This window comes from Pontibacter sp. MBLB2868 (assembly GCF_051904785.1).
Lineage (GTDB): Bacteria > Bacteroidota > Bacteroidia > Cytophagales > Hymenobacteraceae > Pontibacter.
The window spans coordinates 3,112,678-3,129,735 of the sequence record NZ_CP196710.1; the positions used below are offsets into that span (position 1 = coordinate 3,112,678).

At 49.8% G+C, this 17,058-nt stretch carries 17 protein-coding genes and 2 pseudogenes; 8 read left to right on the forward strand and 11 right to left on the reverse strand.

Annotated features, from left to right (window positions below):
• The first annotated feature begins 35 nt into the window (after nt 1-35).
• Together ACSX1A_RS13270 and ACSX1A_RS13275 are read left to right on the forward strand one after the other, a co-directional pair.
• Complete coding sequence (locus tag ACSX1A_RS13270; RefSeq protein WP_439880129.1) at nt 36-1,448, forward strand: S8 family peptidase; 1,413 nt, start codon at nt 36-38, stop codon at nt 1,446-1,448.
• Between the two features lie 50 nt (nt 1,449-1,498).
• Complete coding sequence (locus ACSX1A_RS13275; protein ID WP_439880130.1) at nt 1,499-1,753, forward strand: hypothetical protein; 255 nt, start codon at nt 1,499-1,501, stop codon at nt 1,751-1,753.
• Nucleotides 1,754-1,803: 50 nt separating this feature from the next.
• On the opposite strand, the gene msrB is transcribed toward ACSX1A_RS13275, so the two are convergent.
• The 3 genes from msrB to ltrA form a co-directional block, all read right to left on the reverse strand.
• Nucleotides 1,804-2,361, reverse strand: coding sequence for a peptide-methionine (R)-S-oxide reductase MsrB (gene msrB / locus ACSX1A_RS13280; RefSeq protein WP_439880131.1), 558 nt, complete (start codon nt 2,359-2,361; stop codon nt 1,804-1,806).
• Nucleotides 2,362-2,567: 206 nt separating this feature from the next.
• Nucleotides 2,568-3,122 carry a hypothetical protein gene (locus ACSX1A_RS13285; RefSeq protein WP_439880132.1) on the reverse strand — a complete coding sequence of 185 codons (555 nt, stop codon included), beginning with the start codon at nt 3,120-3,122 and terminating at the stop codon, nt 2,568-2,570.
• 184 nt (nt 3,123-3,306) lie between these two features.
• Complete coding sequence (gene ltrA, locus ACSX1A_RS13290; protein WP_439880133.1) at nt 3,307-4,674, reverse strand: group II intron reverse transcriptase/maturase; 1,368 nt, start codon at nt 4,672-4,674, stop codon at nt 3,307-3,309.
• Between the two features lie 698 nt (nt 4,675-5,372).
• Here ltrA and ACSX1A_RS13295 point away from each other — a divergent pair.
• Nucleotides 5,373-5,534 (forward strand): hypothetical protein, encoded by a 162-nt coding sequence (locus tag ACSX1A_RS13295; protein WP_439879762.1) that lies wholly within the window; start codon nt 5,373-5,375, stop codon nt 5,532-5,534.
• Between the two features lie 7 nt (nt 5,535-5,541).
• On the opposite strand, the gene ACSX1A_RS13300 is transcribed toward ACSX1A_RS13295, so the two are convergent.
• Nucleotides 5,542-6,468: an IS3 family transposase gene (locus tag ACSX1A_RS13300; protein ID WP_439883559.1), complete on the reverse strand. Its 927-nt coding sequence runs from the start codon at nt 6,466-6,468 to the stop codon at nt 5,542-5,544.
• A gap of 20 nt (nt 6,469-6,488) precedes the next feature.
• Here ACSX1A_RS13300 and ACSX1A_RS13305 point away from each other — a divergent pair, with 20 nt between their 5' ends.
• Together ACSX1A_RS13305 and ACSX1A_RS13310 are read left to right on the forward strand one after the other, a co-directional pair.
• Nucleotides 6,489-6,779 carry a transposase gene (locus tag ACSX1A_RS13305; RefSeq protein WP_439879712.1) on the forward strand — a complete coding sequence of 97 codons (291 nt, stop codon included), beginning with the start codon at nt 6,489-6,491 and terminating at the stop codon, nt 6,777-6,779.
• Nucleotides 6,776-7,642 carry an IS3 family transposase gene (locus tag ACSX1A_RS13310; protein WP_439883551.1) on the forward strand — a complete coding sequence of 289 codons (867 nt, stop codon included), beginning with the start codon at nt 6,776-6,778 and terminating at the stop codon, nt 7,640-7,642. Before ACSX1A_RS13305 ends, ACSX1A_RS13310 begins: the two co-directional genes overlap by 4 nt.
• A gap of 48 nt (nt 7,643-7,690) precedes the next feature.
• On the opposite strand, the pseudogene ACSX1A_RS13315 reads toward ACSX1A_RS13310, so the two are convergent.
• Nucleotides 7,691-7,951: pseudogene (locus ACSX1A_RS13315) on the reverse strand (transposase); the annotation flags it as partial.
• 131 nt (nt 7,952-8,082) lie between these two features.
• Here ACSX1A_RS13315 and ACSX1A_RS13320 point away from each other — a divergent pair.
• The gene (locus ACSX1A_RS13320) at nt 8,083-8,703 is read left to right on the forward strand and encodes a tyrosine-type recombinase/integrase (protein ID WP_439879763.1); all 621 of its coding nucleotides are present in this window, start codon (nt 8,083-8,085) and stop codon (nt 8,701-8,703) included.
• Nucleotides 8,703-9,797: pseudogene (locus ACSX1A_RS13325) on the forward strand (IS91 family transposase); the annotation flags it as partial. The gene ACSX1A_RS13320 and the pseudogene ACSX1A_RS13325, both read left to right, overlap by 1 nt.
• A gap of 340 nt (nt 9,798-10,137) precedes the next feature.
• On the opposite strand, the gene ACSX1A_RS13330 reads toward ACSX1A_RS13325, so the two are convergent.
• The 3 genes from ACSX1A_RS13330 to ACSX1A_RS13340 all read right to left on the reverse strand — a co-directional run bounded on the left by ACSX1A_RS13330 (nt 10,138) and on the right by ACSX1A_RS13340 (nt 12,266).
• Nucleotides 10,138-10,584 (reverse strand): hypothetical protein, encoded by a 447-nt coding sequence (locus ACSX1A_RS13330; RefSeq protein WP_439880134.1) that lies wholly within the window; start codon nt 10,582-10,584, stop codon nt 10,138-10,140.
• Between the two features lie 62 nt (nt 10,585-10,646).
• The gene (locus tag ACSX1A_RS13335) at nt 10,647-11,522 is read right to left on the reverse strand and encodes a WG repeat-containing protein (RefSeq protein ID WP_439880135.1); all 876 of its coding nucleotides are present in this window, start codon (nt 11,520-11,522) and stop codon (nt 10,647-10,649) included.
• Between the two features lie 102 nt (nt 11,523-11,624).
• Nucleotides 11,625-12,266: a hypothetical protein gene (locus tag ACSX1A_RS13340; protein WP_439880136.1), complete on the reverse strand. Its 642-nt coding sequence runs from the start codon at nt 12,264-12,266 to the stop codon at nt 11,625-11,627.
• Nucleotides 12,267-12,390: 124 nt separating this feature from the next.
• Here ACSX1A_RS13340 and ACSX1A_RS13345 point away from each other — a divergent pair, with 124 nt between their 5' ends.
• On the forward strand, nt 12,391-14,037 hold the full coding sequence (locus tag ACSX1A_RS13345; protein ID WP_439880137.1) for an IS1182 family transposase: 1,647 nt from the start codon (nt 12,391-12,393) through the stop codon (nt 14,035-14,037).
• Here the strand turns inward: ACSX1A_RS13345 and ACSX1A_RS13350 are convergent.
• The 3 genes from ACSX1A_RS13350 to ACSX1A_RS13360 form a co-directional block, all read right to left on the reverse strand.
• Complete coding sequence (locus ACSX1A_RS13350; protein WP_439880138.1) at nt 13,992-14,591, reverse strand: toxin-antitoxin system YwqK family antitoxin; 600 nt, start codon at nt 14,589-14,591, stop codon at nt 13,992-13,994. The genes ACSX1A_RS13345 and ACSX1A_RS13350 overlap by 46 nt on opposite strands.
• An 86-nt stretch (nt 14,592-14,677) precedes the next feature.
• Complete coding sequence (locus tag ACSX1A_RS13355; RefSeq protein WP_439880139.1) at nt 14,678-15,343, reverse strand: hypothetical protein; 666 nt, start codon at nt 15,341-15,343, stop codon at nt 14,678-14,680.
• Between the two features lie 156 nt (nt 15,344-15,499).
• Nucleotides 15,500-16,954, reverse strand: coding sequence for a tyrosine-type recombinase/integrase (locus ACSX1A_RS13360; RefSeq protein WP_439880140.1), 1,455 nt, complete (start codon nt 16,952-16,954; stop codon nt 15,500-15,502).
• Nucleotides 16,955-17,058 lie beyond the last annotated feature (104 nt).

Genomic DNA, 17,058 nt, shown 5'->3' on the forward strand with positions numbered 1-17,058 from the left:
TGAATAAAGCCTTGTACTAACCTTAACTGCACATCATGAAAATAAACTCATTACAACCATGGCACTGGCTGCACGCCGGTAAAAGCATCCGTCTGGCTAAATTCTACACATTATTGGCAGCCGCCTCCTCTTTTGCTTTGTTAACAGCCTGCGATAGTGGGGCAGACGAGACCATAAACCCTTCAGCGGAGTTTGCCAATGCAAAACAGGCTAAAGGCATGGTGGGCATAAATGTGCTGCTCAAAGGGCCGGTTACAGATGCCGCCTTAAGTGAGCTGAAGAAGTATGGCACTGTGACCGAGGTGATGCCCGAGATCAACGCCCTGACAATGCGCGTGGCAGGCGAACAGCTACCAGCCATCCAGAAACTGTCTTTTGTGGATGTTGCTAATCCGGATGCAGAGCGGAAAGGCGGCCCTACCGATGCCGTGTCGGTAGCTGATTTTTCTAACGGTTTAAGTACCTGGAACCTGGACGCTGTGAACGTTACCGATATGGGTAAGGGCTTTATGGTGCAGCAGGATGCTACTGGTGTGTATGTGGGTGTGTTGGATACAGGCCTGCTGGACTCGTGGCGACAGTATTTTCCGGAACAACGGATTGCCACACAGTATGCTAAGTCATTCGGCGGCGGCGGCGGAGAAGTCGGAAATGTATCGGAGCAGCCAAACAAGTGGGAGCACGACCAAAACTCGCATGGCACACACGTTACCAGCACGATCATCGGGTTTGATCTAAGAGGAACCGCCATAGCCGGCGTGGCCCCTAAAGCCACTATTATTCCGGTAAAAGTTTTAAACCAGAATGGCTCTGGCTGGTCATCAGTAGTGGCACAGGGTATCCTATATATGGCAAACCTGAAAGCAGGCCCCCTGAAAGATTCACCTGTAGTAATAAACATGAGCTTGGGTGGCTCTGTGCTGGATGCACTAGAAAAAGCGGCTATAGACTATGCCATAGAAAAGGGAGTGATCATTGTGGCCTCGGCTGGCAACAGCGGAACGGCAGGCATGGGGTATCCCGGAGCGTATGCCCCTGTCATTAGTGTGGCAAGCGCTGGCCTGGTAGCAGCCGGAAGTGTTCCGGCCTGGTGGTATGCACTGGACGTTGCCGAGCCAACTAACCCGAGTGATTTCTATCTTGCGTCCTACTCAAGCAGGGCAAAAACAGGCCAGGACCTTGACGTGACAGCCCCAGGCTCCAGCATTATTGGACCTTACCAGATAAACAGTGGCCAGTTATCTTATTACTATCTTTCCGGCACCTCTATGGCCAGCCCACATGTAGCCGGCATTGTAGCGCTAATGGTGGAAAAGAATCCTTCACTGAATGCCAGTCAGGTAGAGAACATACTTGAAACCGTGGCCATCCCTATGCCTGGGCTTGGTGTTTCGGAGGTAGGCCATGGCTTTATCACAGCAGATGCTGCCCTGGGTGTAGTGCAGTAAATAAGGTCTTTTCATAAAAAGCGCCTCCCTTAAAGCGAAGGGAGGCGCTTTTGTATTATGTGTCTGGAGCGATGGAGTTGATAGATGCTTTTGTGGAAGCAATAAACTCTGTGAGGGTTTCTTATAATGGGCCAAACCAACTCTCAAATCCTAACGCTCCTACGCGGGGTGGGGCACGCCCAGATTCCGACGACCGCGGTGGGACTGCTGGTGCATGCCGCCGAACATACCATGCGCTACGTGGGCCAGCTGCACATAACGGTGCAGGTGCTGCAGGCGAACTAGTCAGCCGCTTAGAAGCATAAAAAGGCAGCCTTACGAGTAAAGGCTGCCTTTTTAAAAGCTGGTCATATACTTAAAAGCCAAGAGGCTTTCCGGGCTCAAAATCCAGAACGATGGAGTTCATGCAGAAACGCTTGCCGGTCGGTGGCGGACCATCTTCGAAGATATGGCCCAGGTGCCCGCCGCAACGGCCGCAAAGCACTTCGGTGCGCTCCATACCAAACGCGTGATCAACTTTATAGATCACGCTGTTTTTGCGGATCGGCTCATAGAAGCTGGGCCAGCCGCACTCGCTAGCGAACTTCGCGTCGGACTTGAACAAGGCATTGCCGCAGGCAGCGCAGTAGTAGGTGCCCGCGCCGGTCGAGTTCCAGTATTTGCCGGTAAAGGCGCGCTCCGTCGCCGCATGCCGGGCAACTTCATATACGTCCTCCGGCAGCACCTTCTTCCAGGTAGCGTCCGACAGGTGCAGCCTGGTGGTGTCTGTGCGGGAGTAGTAGGGGTTTTTCGGGTGTTGCGTCTGTGCCATTGTCTGGCCGGCTTGTTTCTCAGCGGCGGCCTGCCCTTGGCTCTGATAGCTCAGCAGCGAGAAGCTGGACAGGAAAAGTAAAAGTATGAGTTGTTCCAGCATGGGTGTATAGCAAGTTGGTTAATACAAACGAAAGCATGTCAAAACTGGATTGCCGTTGCTATACATGCTGCAGCAAAAATGGTGCGAGAGATTAACGTTACTCGTGCATGAGACGTGCAAGGCCATCGGCCGGAGCATGGCTTATGTACAATGATGTGCGGTCGGCCTTTTCCGCACTGTATATGTTCAATCAAATTTCTTTGGTATCAAACTTTATGTGCCGACTGGAGAACGTTAATTTTAGCTATAGCTTTTTGAATCCTTGGCCGATTATAACGTTGAACCATAATTGGGTAAGCATTGAGAATAATGTTTAGCATAAGTAGCCATACTATATTCTTAAATCCATAATATAATCCTACAAAAAGAGCAAGAGCCAATACTATAAAGAAGATAATCAAATGCCCAAATTCCGATTGTCGAGTGTTATACTCCAAATGCTTTAACGCATTTAAACACTTTTTTACAGGACTAGAAGCCTTATTGAGCTTCTCCCAGCCAACCCACACTAAAACCTTTCTAAATCCATTAACCCCGAACCATTTATAAATTTTTCCATCAGCCTCCCACTTTTTCGAACTGTAATAAGTGGATGCTAATCGTGGTTTGAAGGTCTGAGTGGTGTATAAAACCCCCATCATTAGCATGAGGTTTAATACCCATGCAAATAAAAAAGAATGCATTCCTTGCCAAAGAGCTACGGTCACCACCGTACAGAGAACAAGCAATAAGACAAAACAAACTCTTACATATTTATTCATAGCCTTCTTCTTTTGCTTCTTTATCTCAGTTGTCGAGATTTAAGGGTGCTGCCGTAGAGTAGAGCCTGATAGCTCAGTTATAATGTTACTTTAAATGTACACATTTGTACTGAACTATCAGTGCCCCCTTCATCAAACCGTGCATGAAGTTTTCCCTCACACGGCTTTCCAATAGAGTTCTTCACTAAGCTTTCGCAAGCGTTTTCAGGCGTGCATACTTTTCCAAGTCCAACAGCTTCTTGTATGCCACAAGATGTGTGTAGGGTCGCTGGCGTAGCGACTTGTGCGCCTTCCTTCCTTTGCTCTTCAACCACTTGAACAACTTGTAGTCCAGGTGCTTTACCAGCACCTTTATCGTGTCCCAGATATGGCTCACCTTGCTGATCGAAAAATAATTCAGCCAGCCGATCAGCACCTCGTTCAGCTTGTAGATCATCGGTTCTATCTGCCAGTGTCTGCGTTTTGTCAGCAGTTCACTGATGTTGGAGAACAGCTTGGATCTGGACTTCACACTCGGCCTGATGTTGGTGTAGTTCCCCCTGTTCCAGCCGAACTTGGAGGGAACCGTGCGGAACTCAAAGCCCAGAAAGTGCAGACTGCTTTTGCTCACGTGGAGTATCCTTGTCTTCTCTCTGTTAAGGCTCAGGCCCATGTTAGCCATGATCCGGTTGATGTAGCCTATGATCTGTCGACTGTAGCGCTGGCGGCCCATCAGCACAAAATCGTCTGCATAGCGGACGATGCGGATGTCTGCCCTGGCAAACTTGCCCTGGGGATTACTGACGATTCGGTCGAAGGCGTGCAGGTAAATATTTGCCAACAAAGGAGAGATCACCCCACCTTGCGGAGTGCCTCGTCTGGTCTTCTCCCGCATCCCATTCTCATGTTCAACGGGAGCTCTCAGCCACTGCCTTACAAGGCTCAGGATGCCCGTGTCGGCCAGTCTTTCCTTCAGCAGGATCAATAGCTTATCATGGGGTATGGTATCAAAATACTTTGCCAGATCGGCATCGTAGATGAACTTGTACCCTTCGTAGATGTTGCGTTTGATCTGCCTGATGGCCTCATGGGCACTCTTCTTTGGCCGAAAGCCGTAGGAGGTGGAAATGAAATCCGCCTCCCAGAGCGGCTCCATGACCAGCTTGACAGCCATTTGCACCACCCTGTCTTTGATGGTAGGGATGCCCAGGGGACGAAAACTCCCTTTGCCATCTTTGGGGATGAGCACTCGCCTGACAGGCTGACTGCGGTAGGTCTTTTCCCTGAGCTCTTTCTGCAGTGACAACAGGAACCGGTGCAGTCCTTGCTTCTCTATATCTGAGAAACTCTGCCTGTCTACTCCTGTGCCCTTTGCATAGCTTTGTTTAACCCTGCACCAGGATTCCACAAGCATATAGTCCAGACAGATCTTGTCATAGAGACTGTAGGCTCTGAATCCTTCTTCTTGCTTGGCTTTAGTGTATAGCTTCCTTTGAAAGAGGCGGACTCTTGCATCGCACTGCGATGGATTCATTAATAGACTCTCGTCAATATAATTCGTTCTCTCTTTCATTGAAGCGTTTCTAAGGCAGGGCCCCTTCCCTCTTCTGAAGTTATGTTGTCTTCAGCCTCCATGGTACTATGAGCCCCTCCGACTACTGACTAATCCCTCCCTGACTTCGCTATGCTTATACAGGTGTGTTTATGGTTGCCACCCATTGACTAGTCAGTTCTCCCACGTTCATACTGTTTCCTTCTTTAACCACGCCACCCCTATGACTCCGACAGGCCTGCCTGCTTCACCTGACCATTCATCCACAGGCAGTACAAGGATTCAAGACCGTCGACACTCTCTCCGCCTGTGACTGTACATCTCGAAGCTACTACGGGTTCACGCTCTCGCATTGCGGCTTAGTTAATCAATCCAGAGAACTTCTGAGTCACTCTCACGAGTGAAACAGTCTCTTTCATTACAGTACTAATAGTCAATTATACCGATGGGAATTGCACCCATTGAAAACAGTACGCCTCGTGGCGTACTAACGGTGTTGTACATGAGGTGAGCGAGGCGCAGCTGAAGCTTTGCTCATGTGCTGGGTTGCACTAAACCTTCGGTAGTTCTTTTGTAAAAAGCAGCGGATAAGGGCTATCTTTTGGATTCACTTTAAAGCATAAAAAGATGAAAAAAAAGAGCCTACCCTTATCCAGACTGCTTGCTCTAATGTAGCAGGATTCAGCGAGCTTTACGAGAAGTTCTCTAAAAAAATCACCGTGGCTGGCCGGGGCCAGAGCACCCTCTCCAACTACGCCCGCCACCTGGCCAAGGTGGCCCTGCACTTCAACTGCCTGCCTACCCAGCTGGACCCAGATCAGATCAACGACTACCTCTACCTGGTAAAGCAGGAGCACTGGAATTGCAACAGTTTACTGTAGGCTTTTTTCAGGCAGCCATCGTTTTGTTAAGGAAGAAGTTTTCAAACTGGCAGGGTGTCAGGTAGCCTAATGCCGAATGTCTCCTTTCCCTGTTGTAGAAGCCTTCGATGTATTCAAATACAGCCAGCTTGGCTTCTTGCCTGGTGTTGAATTTTCGGTGGTAGATCAGTTCTGTTTTCAATGTCTTGAAGAAGCTCTCGGCTACAGCATTGTCCCAGCAATTACCTTTCCGACTCATGCTCTGCACCACCGGTACCCCTGCCAGTTGCTCTCTGAAGGCACTGCAGGCATACTGCACACCCCGGTCCGAGTGGAACAGCAATGATTCTGTCACTGGCCTGTTTCTGACCGCCATCCGGAAGGCCGCCACCGTGGTCGACTCCGCATCCATCGTCTCACTCAAAGCCCAGCCCACTACCTTTCTATCGGCCAGGTCCAGTACCGCCGTCAGGTAGAGCCATCCTTCTCGTGTTTTTATGTAAGTGAGGTCCGATACCCATTTCTGGGCCAGCCGCTGGGCACTGAAGTCCCGGTTTAAATAATTGCTCGCTACAGAAAAGCCATGGTCGGAGTCTGTGGTCTGCACCCGGTATTTTTTTCTTACAATGCTTTGAATGCGGTGCTTTCGCATCAGCCGGGCCACTCTCGGTCTGGAGGCCATGATGCCCTGCTCGCGCAGCTCGAAACTAATGCGGGGGCTGCCATAGCGGCACTTGCTCTGCCGGTACACTTCTTTCACAGAGGCAAGAAGCTGTTGCTCTTTTCGCTCCCTTCGCCCCACAGGGTGCTTGAGCCAGTAATAGTACCCGCTTATGCTGACACGCAGCACCCGGCACATCTTCTCAACGGGAAATTGGTACCGGTGCTCCTTTATGAATCCGAATACTGAAGTTGCTACCTTTGACTGTAGGGTTAAAGAAGGGCAGTTTACTATAAACTGTTAACTTTGACTATATGGAAAAACGTGTTTACGACGACTCCTTCAAGCAGATGGCCGTGGAGCTAAGCTACGCCAGGGGATCAGTAAAAGAAGTAGCCGATGAGCTGGGCATAGATCCAGGCAGATTGAGCAAATGGCGCAACAAGCAGCGCCGGCCTGCGCAGCCGACTGCCGAGCTCACAGATGACCAGAAAGAGATCAAGCGATTACAAAAGGAGCTCAGGGAGGCGCAGCTGGAGCGTGACATCCTAAAAAAGGCGGTGAGCATCTTCTCCAAGGGAGACGGGCGGTATTCGGATTCATAAAGGAGCACCGGTACCAATTTCCCGTTGAGAAGATGTGCCGGGTGCTGCGTGTCAGCATAAGCGGGTACTATTACTGGCTCAAGCACCCTGTGGGGCGAAGGGAGCGAAAAGAGCAACAGCTTCTTGCCTCTGTGAAAGAAGTGTACCGGCAGAGCAAGTGCCGCTATGGCAGCCCCCGCATTAGTTTCGAGCTGCGCGAGCAGGGCATCATGGCCTCCAGACCGAGAGTGGCCCGGCTGATGCGAAAGCACCGCATTCAAAGCATTGTAAGAAAAAAATACCGGGTGCAGACCACAGACTCCGACCATGGCTTTTCTGTAGCGAGCAATTATTTAAACCGGGACTTCAGTGCCCAGCGGCTGGCCCAGAAATGGGTATCGGACCTCACTTACATAAAAACACGAGAAGGATGGCTCTACCTGACGGCGGTACTGGACCTGGCCGATAGAAAGGTAGTGGGCTGGGCTTTGAGTGAGACGATGGATGCGGAGTCGACCACGGTGGCGGCCTTCCGGATGGCGGTCAGAAACAGGCCAGTGACAGAATCATTGCTGTTCCACTCGGACCGGGGTGTGCAGTATGCCTGCAGTGCCTTCAGAGAGCAACTGGCAGGGGTACCGGTGGTGCAGAGCATGAGTCGGAAAGGTAATTGCTGGGACAATGCTGTAGCCGAGAGCTTCTTCAAGACATTGAAAACAGAACTGATCTACCACCGAAAATTCAACACCAGGCAAGAAGCCAAGCTGGCTGTATTTGAATACATCGAAGGCTTCTACAACAGGGAAAGGAGACATTCGGCATTAGGCTACCTGACACCCTGCCAGTTTGAAAACTTCTTCCTTAACAAAACGATGGCTGCCTGAAAAAAGCCTACAGTAAACTGTTGCAATTCCATACCGCCCGTCTCCCTTGGAGAAGATGCTCACCGCCTTTTTTAGGATGTCACGCTCCAGCTGCGCCTCCCTGAGCTCCTTTTGTAATCGCTTGATCTCTTTCTGGTCATCTGTGAGCTCGGCAGTCGGCTGCGCAGGCCGGCGCTGCTTGTTGCGCCATTTGCTCAATCTGCCTGGATCTATGCCCAGCTCATCGGCTACTTCTTTTACTGATCCCCTGGCGTAGCTTAGCTCCACGGCCATCTGCTTGAAGGAGTCGTCGTAAACACGTTTTTCCATATAGTCAAAGTTAACAGTTTATAGTAAACTGCCCTTCTTTAACCCTACAGTCAAAGGTAGCAACTTCACACAACACCCCTTCCGACGCTTACTTCAAGTTCACCGTCTACTCCCTGCGCTACGTCTTCCGCATGGAGGGCCTCAAAGACAAGCGCATCGAGCTACCCACCCTGCGGCAAGACCGCAAACTGCCCGTCGTGCTCAGCAAGCCCGAGGTCAAACGACTGCTCTCTGCACCCAAACTACTCAAGCACCGCGTGCTGCTGGCTACCCTCTACGGCTGCGGGCTGCGCAATTTCGAGCTGTGCAACTTAAAACTCCCCGATGTGGACTTTGACCGCAGGATGCTGCATGTGCGCCAGGGCAAGGGAGGCAAGGATCGCTACGTGCCCCTGAGCGAGCACCTGATCCGCGGCCTGCAAGCCTACATCCAGGCCGAGTGCCCGCAACAGTGGCTCTTCAACGGGCAGGTACAGGAAAATGAGCAGGGGCTGCGCGACAGGCGCTACACCACCGTCGGCGTGCAGTGGGTGGTACGGGAGGCCAGAAAGGCAGCCGGCATCCAAAAGCAGGTTACCCCCCACACGCTGCGCCACACCTTCGCCACCCACCTGCTGGAGGACGGCCTGGACATCGTCTCCATCAAGGAGCTGTTGGGCCACGCCTGCATCGACACCACCATGGTCTACCTGCATGTGGCCCAGGGCGGCCGGAAAAAGCCCTTCTCCCCGCTCGATACGCTTTATAGCTAGTGCGGGCAAAACACGAAGTGGCCGATGTGTTGAGACAACACTGGCAAAAGGTGGAGCGCCACCCGCAGATCAACGCCTGGCAGCTGCGCACCCTTGGAGCCATCATGCGCTGCCGCACTGGGGCCATGGGCGGGCACGTGGACGCCTGCTCTGACTGCGGCCAGGTGCGCGTGAGCTACAACTCCTGCCGTAACCGCCACTGCCCCAAGTGCCAGGGCAGAAAGCGCGAGCAGTGGATACAGGCAAGGGAGGCCGAGCTCCTGCCCGTGCCTTACTTCCACGTGGTCTTCACCCTGCCCGATACGCTAAACCAGTTGGCCCTCTGCCAGCCAAAAGTTGTCTACAACACCCTCTTTGAGGCGGCCTGGCAGACACTGCTCACCTTTGCCGGGGACAAAAAGCACCTGGGGGCAAGGCCGGGCATGGTGGCCGTGCTCCACACCTGGGGGCAGACCCTCTCGCTGCACCCGCACCTGCACTGCGTCGTGCCGGGCGGGGGCCTGCGTGAAGACGGCAAGTGGAAGGGAGCCCGCAGCAAAGGTAAGTACCTCTTCCCGGTGAAGGCCATGAGCCGGGTCTACCGGGCTAAGTACGTGCAGCTGCTCAAGGCAAAGCTGCCCGATGTGGAGAAGGCACTGATCAGCGCGCTGTTCAAAAAAGAGTGGGTGGTGTACGCCAAGCGCCCTTTTGCAGGACCTGAGCATGTGGTGGAGTACCTGGGCCGCTACACCCACAAGATCGCCGTCTCCAACCACCGCCTCACCCAAGTAGACGCACAGACAGTGAGCTTTTCTTGTAAGGATTACCGGCAAGGAGCGCGCAAGTTGGAGATGAAGCTGGAGGCAATGGAGTTCATCCGCCGCTTCTCCCTCCACATCCTGCCAAAGGGTTTTGTCAGGATACGCCACTACGGCATACTCAGTGGCACGGGCAAGCAAACGGCCATTCCGGTGATCCGGCAGCAGCTGCCCGAGGAGAAGAAACGGAAAGTGGAGCCCCGCCAGCTGGAGGAATACAACCCGCTCCTCTGCCCCTGCTGCAAGAAGGAGACGATGGTCACCCTGCAGGTGCTGGCCAAAAGGGGGCCGCCGCAGGGCCTGAGGACAGAGCGTGAGTACCGGCAGTTCGAAAAAGGGATCTTAAAAAAACAACCACCCGAAGGTGGCCTGGCGCAGCTATGCCCACTGCGAAGGGAAAGCCATGAAAAAAGCGAAAACAGGAAACAAAAAAGGGAAGAGCACCTTCCACCACCACACGCAAGGCGCCACATCCGGTGCGCGATGGCTATAAAGCAGCCTTCCTAAAAGTATCTAAAGCAAACTCTTTCCGACTTAAAACCCATAACAGGCTGCCCGGTTAGTGCAACCACGGCTTCATTGTCGGCACTCCGTACCCAACGAAGCCTTAGTTGTTGTACAATGTTTTTCTTTCAGGTTACCACCACTCGTTTTCATCAATAACATAAAAAGCCTTTACTTGAGAATTGGACTGCTTATTCCGTTCCTGTTCATATCTTGTAGATAGCATAATTCTGTAAAGAGACTCCTTTGATTCAGGACGGTTAGACGCTGTAATTCTTTTGTATTCAAAAAGCGTTGTGTCTACACCTTCACTTTGAAAATGACCGTCACCAGACAGGATTTTTACTTTTCCGCTTTCACTGAAGATTAAATATCCAGAAAAGCCATCATTAATTCCAGAATACTCCGTCCATATTCTACCACTACTTCTACTTTGACCGTTACCGTAGTAAAAGGTAGTTTTACCACACTCATCAATTCTTGTCACTACAGCTTCACCATATTCATACTTAACTTCGGTATGTAAGCCGCAGCATGAGGAAAAGACAGGAATTAATAGAAGTAAGGAGTATTTCTTCATTCAATTTAAATGATGTACAACGAACTTGGCTATAAGATGGCGTAGCTGACTTATAGGTGTGGTTACCTATTGTACTTTCTTTTAAGTTCAGCCTTAACTTCTTCGTATTTATATTTAGGCTCAACCACCACCTTACCGCTCTTATTTATTGCACCCCAATTTTCCTGTTGTTTAATAAGTGCATAGCCGCCGCTAAAATCTTCACAAAAATCAAAATGTATTGGAATTGCCACTTTACCACTAGGGTAAATAAAACCAAATTTATCGCCAATCCTTGCTTTTGCTATCCCTTCAATAAAATCGCCAAATACCATATATTCAAAGCCAGTCAGCTGCTCACCTCTTTTGTTGAATAGTGCTTGGTTGGTTCCCGCACTACCTTGGGTTACAACGATTAGGCTGTCGTTAACCCACTTTAAGTAACTGTACTCACACGGAATCAGGAATTTACCTTTACTATCCATGAGTCCGTAAAAGCTTTTACCTGTACGAATATCCCCAATTGGTCCTTTGCCTATAATTGAATCCTGTTCTATGACTACAATGTAGGTGTTGTTGTATTTTCTAATATGCCTGTACTCTGCGGGGATTTTAACCTTTTCATCACTAGACATCACCCCCATGAAATACTCACCAAAGTATTTAGCCCTGAATCCAAACAGGAATTCGGAAGTATCTAAGGGTTGGAGATATTCATATTTATAAGGTATGACTAAATTACTATTCTTATCTATGGCTCCTAAGCTGTCATTTTTAGCGACTACTGCAATTCCATACATGAACTTTGAAGCATATTGGAATTGCGGTTCGATTTTTACTACCCCTTGGTTGTCTCTGTAGCCCCAAAGAGTAGTTTCTCTGAATGGGTGCAGGTCTTGTGAGTAACAGTCTAAAAAGGTAAGCATCGCCAAAAGCGTTCCCAAAATATACTTCATCATTGATGGGTTTTTTATAATATGTAAGGTAACGTGTTCGTGCTATAATGTGGGAGAGGCGTAGCCGAAACCTAAATTATGCACCTTGTTGGGCTATCGTAATTTTTATTTCACTCCCCCTAGCCAAACAAAACCTTTGGTAACACAGTAAAGAGGTTCTTCATCTCCTTCTATAATTGTTGTTTTAGGATTATTCTTTATTTTTTTAAATTGGCGTTGATCCCACAGCCAGTACTCGTACTTGGCGTAGACTTCTGGCTCTGCGCTATACTCACTCTCAGTGTGTATTTCATCATCCAGAGCCAATTCCCAGCTATACTTCGAAAGTTTATCAGCAAGTGCCCCATAAGCACGACCTTCAAACTCCCTTTTAATATTGGCTAAGCGGTGGGAGTTTTGATAGTACTCTATCTTTTCACCTATTGCACATACGACCTGAGACTTAGAAAACCTTTGTTCATACAGCCACAGCTTCAAGTAATATGGTGTGCCAAGCTTCTCAAGCTCTACTTTCCAACTTTGATAAATCTCCAAAAGCCCTTCCAGCATTAGAGCCTTTGTTTTGCCCTTAGGCTCAGGAATTACGCTTTCAGTTATTGAAATTCCGCTCCAAGGATGTACTAAAATCTCCGCATATTCCCGTTGCCATTTAGACAATACATCCAAGTCCAGTGGTAGCGTGTGAAGCACCCATTTTCTAATCTGCTTATGCCTTCTTCTATGCCCCCTTATTTTCTTTGTCTTCATTTAATCTTTATGCAGCCCAACGTACTGGGCTTTGCGGTGGCGTAGCTACCGTAAAGGTGTGGTGCATGTTGCACAACTGGTTGAAGATAATCGTAAAAGCGTATAGTACCAAATCGATGAGGCGATGCAGGGCAGGAAAACTTTCGAAGACGAGCGGGAGCTACGCTTCTCGCTCTCGGCACACGTACCTGAGTGCAACTTCTACAGGCAGCTCAAGCAGCGGCTGGACTTTTCATTTCTCTATGAGCTGACGGCTCCCTTCTATGGCCGCTGCGGTCAGCAGTCGATCGACCCGGTGGTCTTCTTCAAGCTCTGCCTGGTGGGCTACCTGGAGAACATCATCTCCGACAGAAAACTCATCGAGCACTGCAGCCTGCGCCTGGACCTTTTGTACTTCCTCGACTACCAGCTTGACGAGCCGCTGCCCTGGCATTCGACCCTCTCCCGTACCCGCCAGCTCTTGCCTGCCGCGCTCTTTGAGGAAGTCTTCACCCGCGTGCTCTCCCTGTGCGTGGAAGCAGGCATGGTCTCGGGCCATACCCAAGTGGTAGATTCTGCCCTGATCAAAGCCAACGCATCGATGGACTCGCTGGAGCTGAAGGTGCCCCAGCAGGAGCTGGCCGATCACCTGGAGCGGGTCAGGGCAATGAGTCCTGCCGACCGCAGGGCCATGCGCAACAAGGCCAGCCAGCAGCAGCGTACCCTCACCGCCAGCCGCGATGAGCTGCAGGAAATCAAGGCCCGTAATAAGAAGTGGGGAAAAGACCAGCACCCCGGCGCCAGCAATAAGGACAGCCGCTTCACCTCTAACAAGACGCACTACTCCCCGGTGGATCCGGATGCCCGGATAGCGGTAAAGCCCGGCAAGGCCCGCAAGCTCTGCTACCTTTTACAGCTGGCAGTGGATACGGGCAGTCACGTGATCACCCACGCGCAGGCCGACCACGCTGACCGAAAAGATAGCCTGTGTCTGCCAACCCTGCTGGGGTCGCTCACCTCAAGGCTACAGCTGTTAAGCCTCTCGTGTAGTACGCTGCTAGCGGATGCCGGCTACTCCTCTGGTGAGAACTACGCCCTTTTGGAGCAGCAAGGCGTCACGGCTTTCATCCCGCCCCACGGCACCTACAAGGGAGGCCCTGCCGGCTTTACCTACGAGCGGGAAGGGGATTACTGGCGCTGCCCTCAAAATAAAAAGGTAACCTTCCGCAACGTGCTGGTGGAGAAAAAGAACAACAACAAAAAGAGAACCTACTACACCACCAGGAAGGACTGCAGGGACTGCCCCATCAAAGAGAGCTGCATTGGCCAGCTACACGTCAAAAAGATTGAAGTAACCTTCTATCGGGAGGAGTATGAGAGAACCATTGCCCGCCTCCAAAGCCGCTGGGGACGACGCATGAAGCGAGTCCGGCAGGCCACCGTGGAGCCGGTGCTGGGCACACTGCTTAACTTTTTGGGAATGCGCAAGATTAACACCCGGGGACTTGTAATGGCCCACAAGGGGATGCTTTTGGCCGCGGCGGCCTATAACTTGCAGAAGCTGATGCGCTATACCCAAAAAAGAAGTCAGGCGGCTGTCATGGCCCTACCCAGGCCGGAGCTACATGGTTTTTTTAAACTGCTAATTGAGGCTTGGAAATGGAAGTGCGTGAAAAGAGAATTAAGAAAAGAAATTACTTTAGTGTTGTGCAACAGCTACTGTGGTTATGGCTTGTTGTTTTGTTTTCACTGTTTCCAGTTAATGTACAAGTTGCCGTTTAAAGGAGTATAAATAATAGAACCAAAGTCCTGTTCAGTTTCCACCTTTTGAAGTTCATATATCATGTCTGGCTTTAGAGAACCAGCATATTCAAGTGGAACAGCTTTTATTAAACCGAAAATTAGAGAGTCGCCCCCTTCACAGCTTGTCTTCACGTGTAGACTACTTGGTGTAAACTCAACTTCATATTTTAACTCCCCTTTCTCATCGAAGTATTTCCACATTCCATACCTGTATGAGTAGTATTCTCTCCACAAGCCACCCATGCTACATTGCAGGTATGAGCCAAGTTTGTAATTCCCTTCATTTTTCAGGCTACCATTCTCATGATATTCTTTCCAAAATCCCGCCTTTAGATTATCTGAAGTTTTATCATCAGCTAAGGCATATTTGCCAACAGCTTTAACTTTTCCACTTTCATAGTTTAAAGTAACTGTTGAATCCAAATCTGGCAAGCCATCAGACAAATCACCGTACCTTAACTCGTTACTTATTACAACATAAGTCTTTGGACTACATGATGCTGCAACTACAAAAAGAAAAGAAACAAGTAAACTTATTCTCATTTATGATTTCTATTTGCCATAACGGTTTGTACAGGCTATGAACGAGGCGATGCCGAGTATAAAGCCTGTGCCGTGTTAGCAGCGGACTATTCTTTATTTAAGAGGTAATCAGTGTCAATGAAAATTCTGTTTAACCTATCCTTCTCAAAGCTCAAATTCACCCAAACACCATCGAGAGCTGTTGCTATCTGCAGGTTCTTATAGTTTCTTACACTTGCAGGTTCACCCTTACTGAATAAGACTTCTTTCACTTCATCTCTTGACATTCCAACTTTCAATCCATTGGTCATCTGGATGGATGGTTCTGTGATGTTAGCAGAAACCAAAGCAATATCATTGTTTTCTGAGCCTTCTTCCAAAGTAGTGTGATAGAACTTAACAAATCCTTTATCCATCTTTAGCCTGTATAAACTTACTTCTCCAGATGGGTCACTATCAGAAGTTGAAATCTCTTCTTCAAAGCTAAACCTGTTGCTGTAGTGGCTTTTCAATTCTTCTGGTGTAGTGAATTTTCCAAAAGGATAGTAGAAGTACCAACTGTGGCTAACAAGCTTGAATGTATCAGGTGAGGTTGTCGCTAATTCAAAACTATAGGTCGTATCGGACTCAAAAGACTCTGCATCCAGGACGGCATTTTCCGTTTTGGCAATCTCTGTTTCCACTATACCTTGTTCTTTAACCGCCTGCTGACTACAGGAATAAAAGAACAGAATAGTAAGTACTCCTATTGAAAGAACTCTCTTGTTTTTCATGATTTAGTTTTCTGCTAACTACTTGCTAGCAGGAGTACCTACTCCTACTATCTGCACTATGTACGGAGTAGGATTGCCAACTTTTCAAGATCATTTTTGCAAAAGCCGTTTCTTAAACCTACCACTTTCATAGTCCAACCCTAATATAGCACCTTTCTATAAATTATCAAGCGGACTCACAATTTTATCCAAGGCGTAGCTGGTAACATGGGTATAAATCTCGGTGGTCTTGCTGGACCTGTGCCCCAGCAGCGTCTGAATGTAGCGTAAATCTGTGCCCTGCTCCAGCAAATGCGTGGCAAAAGAGTGCCTGAGCGTATGCGGGGTAGCATTTGTTTTTACGCCGGCTTTTTTCCGGCAAGCCTGAAACACGTTACGCAGGCTGTCTGAAGTGTACTGCCCGCCGAACTGCCCCTCAAAAAGCCATGTTTTTGGTTTGTACTCCTTATAATATACCCTCAGATTATCCAGTAACCGCTGCGAGAGCACAGTGGTGCGGTCTTTTTTGCCCTTGCCCCCGCGGATGAGCAGCAGGTTCCTGTCCGACTGCACGTCCGACAGACTCAGGCTGATCACCTCGCCGATGCGTAAGCCCCCGGCATACAGCAGCTGCAGCATGCAACGGTGCTTTAGGTTATCAGTAGCCTCCAATATTTTTTTAACCTCCTGCTTGCTGAGTACCGTGGGCAGGCGGTCTGGCTTCTCGGGCCGCTCCACATCGCGCAGCTGCACCTCGTGGCGGCCAAGCACCCGCTGGTAGTAGAACTTGACGGCGTTGATGCTCTGGTTCACAAAAGAACAGGAATAAGAGCCAGCCTGCACCATCTGCCGGTGGTACTGGTTAATGTCCTCTTCGCTAAAAGCGTTCATCGCTGCCATGCCCTTCTCGCTGTAGCTGTTAAGGAAGCGCAGCAAAAGCGAGTGGTAGGTGCGAATGGTGTTCATGGAGTAGTTCAGGAGGTAGAGCTTCTCCAGGTAATCTATCGGACAAGTGATATAGCCAGTGCTTTTCAGGTAAGTTTGCTCCCACAGCCTGCGCAGCAGCACCACGTCGCGTACTACCAGCTGCTGGCTCAGCCACAGCCAACCCTTTCCATCGAGCTCCTCGGCCAGCTGCTGTATGTGCTGCCCACCCTCGGGTATGGCAAAGCACTTCTGCTCCGCTTGCCAGGTGGCAAGGTTACTACACTTTAGCGTTTCATACACCTGCTGGCTGTAGCGGAAGGTGACACTGATAAGGGTCTTATCATCCCCGACCAGCATCGGCTGTAGCTTTACCACCGGCAAATCTGGCATCTTCTCAAGTGGCTCCCCACGCTGTTCACCTGCAAGCACTGGCACCAGTTTGTTGGGCTTCAGCCTTTTGGGGCGGTACAGGTAACGGGTATTTACCTGCGCCAGCCCCTGGAAATGCGTGTAGGTCATCTCAATGCTGTGAGGGCTGTTGTGCATCACAAAGCACTTGTAGGTCTTGCTATACTTTATCCAACCTGCCTCTTTCAGCCTTTTTGAAATAAACGGGTTTGGTTTATACCAGAGGCGGATAAACTTTTTGCCCTCATGCTCCAGTGAGTTGAGGAAAATTTCATGCTGAGTACTGCCCTGACGCATAGTTTTATAAATATTGAAAGCGGCAAGTACCTTTAAAATTTTTATTTAAGCGCAAAATATGCGCATAGTTGCGCTTGTAAACGTATAAAGCCTTTTTAAACGCT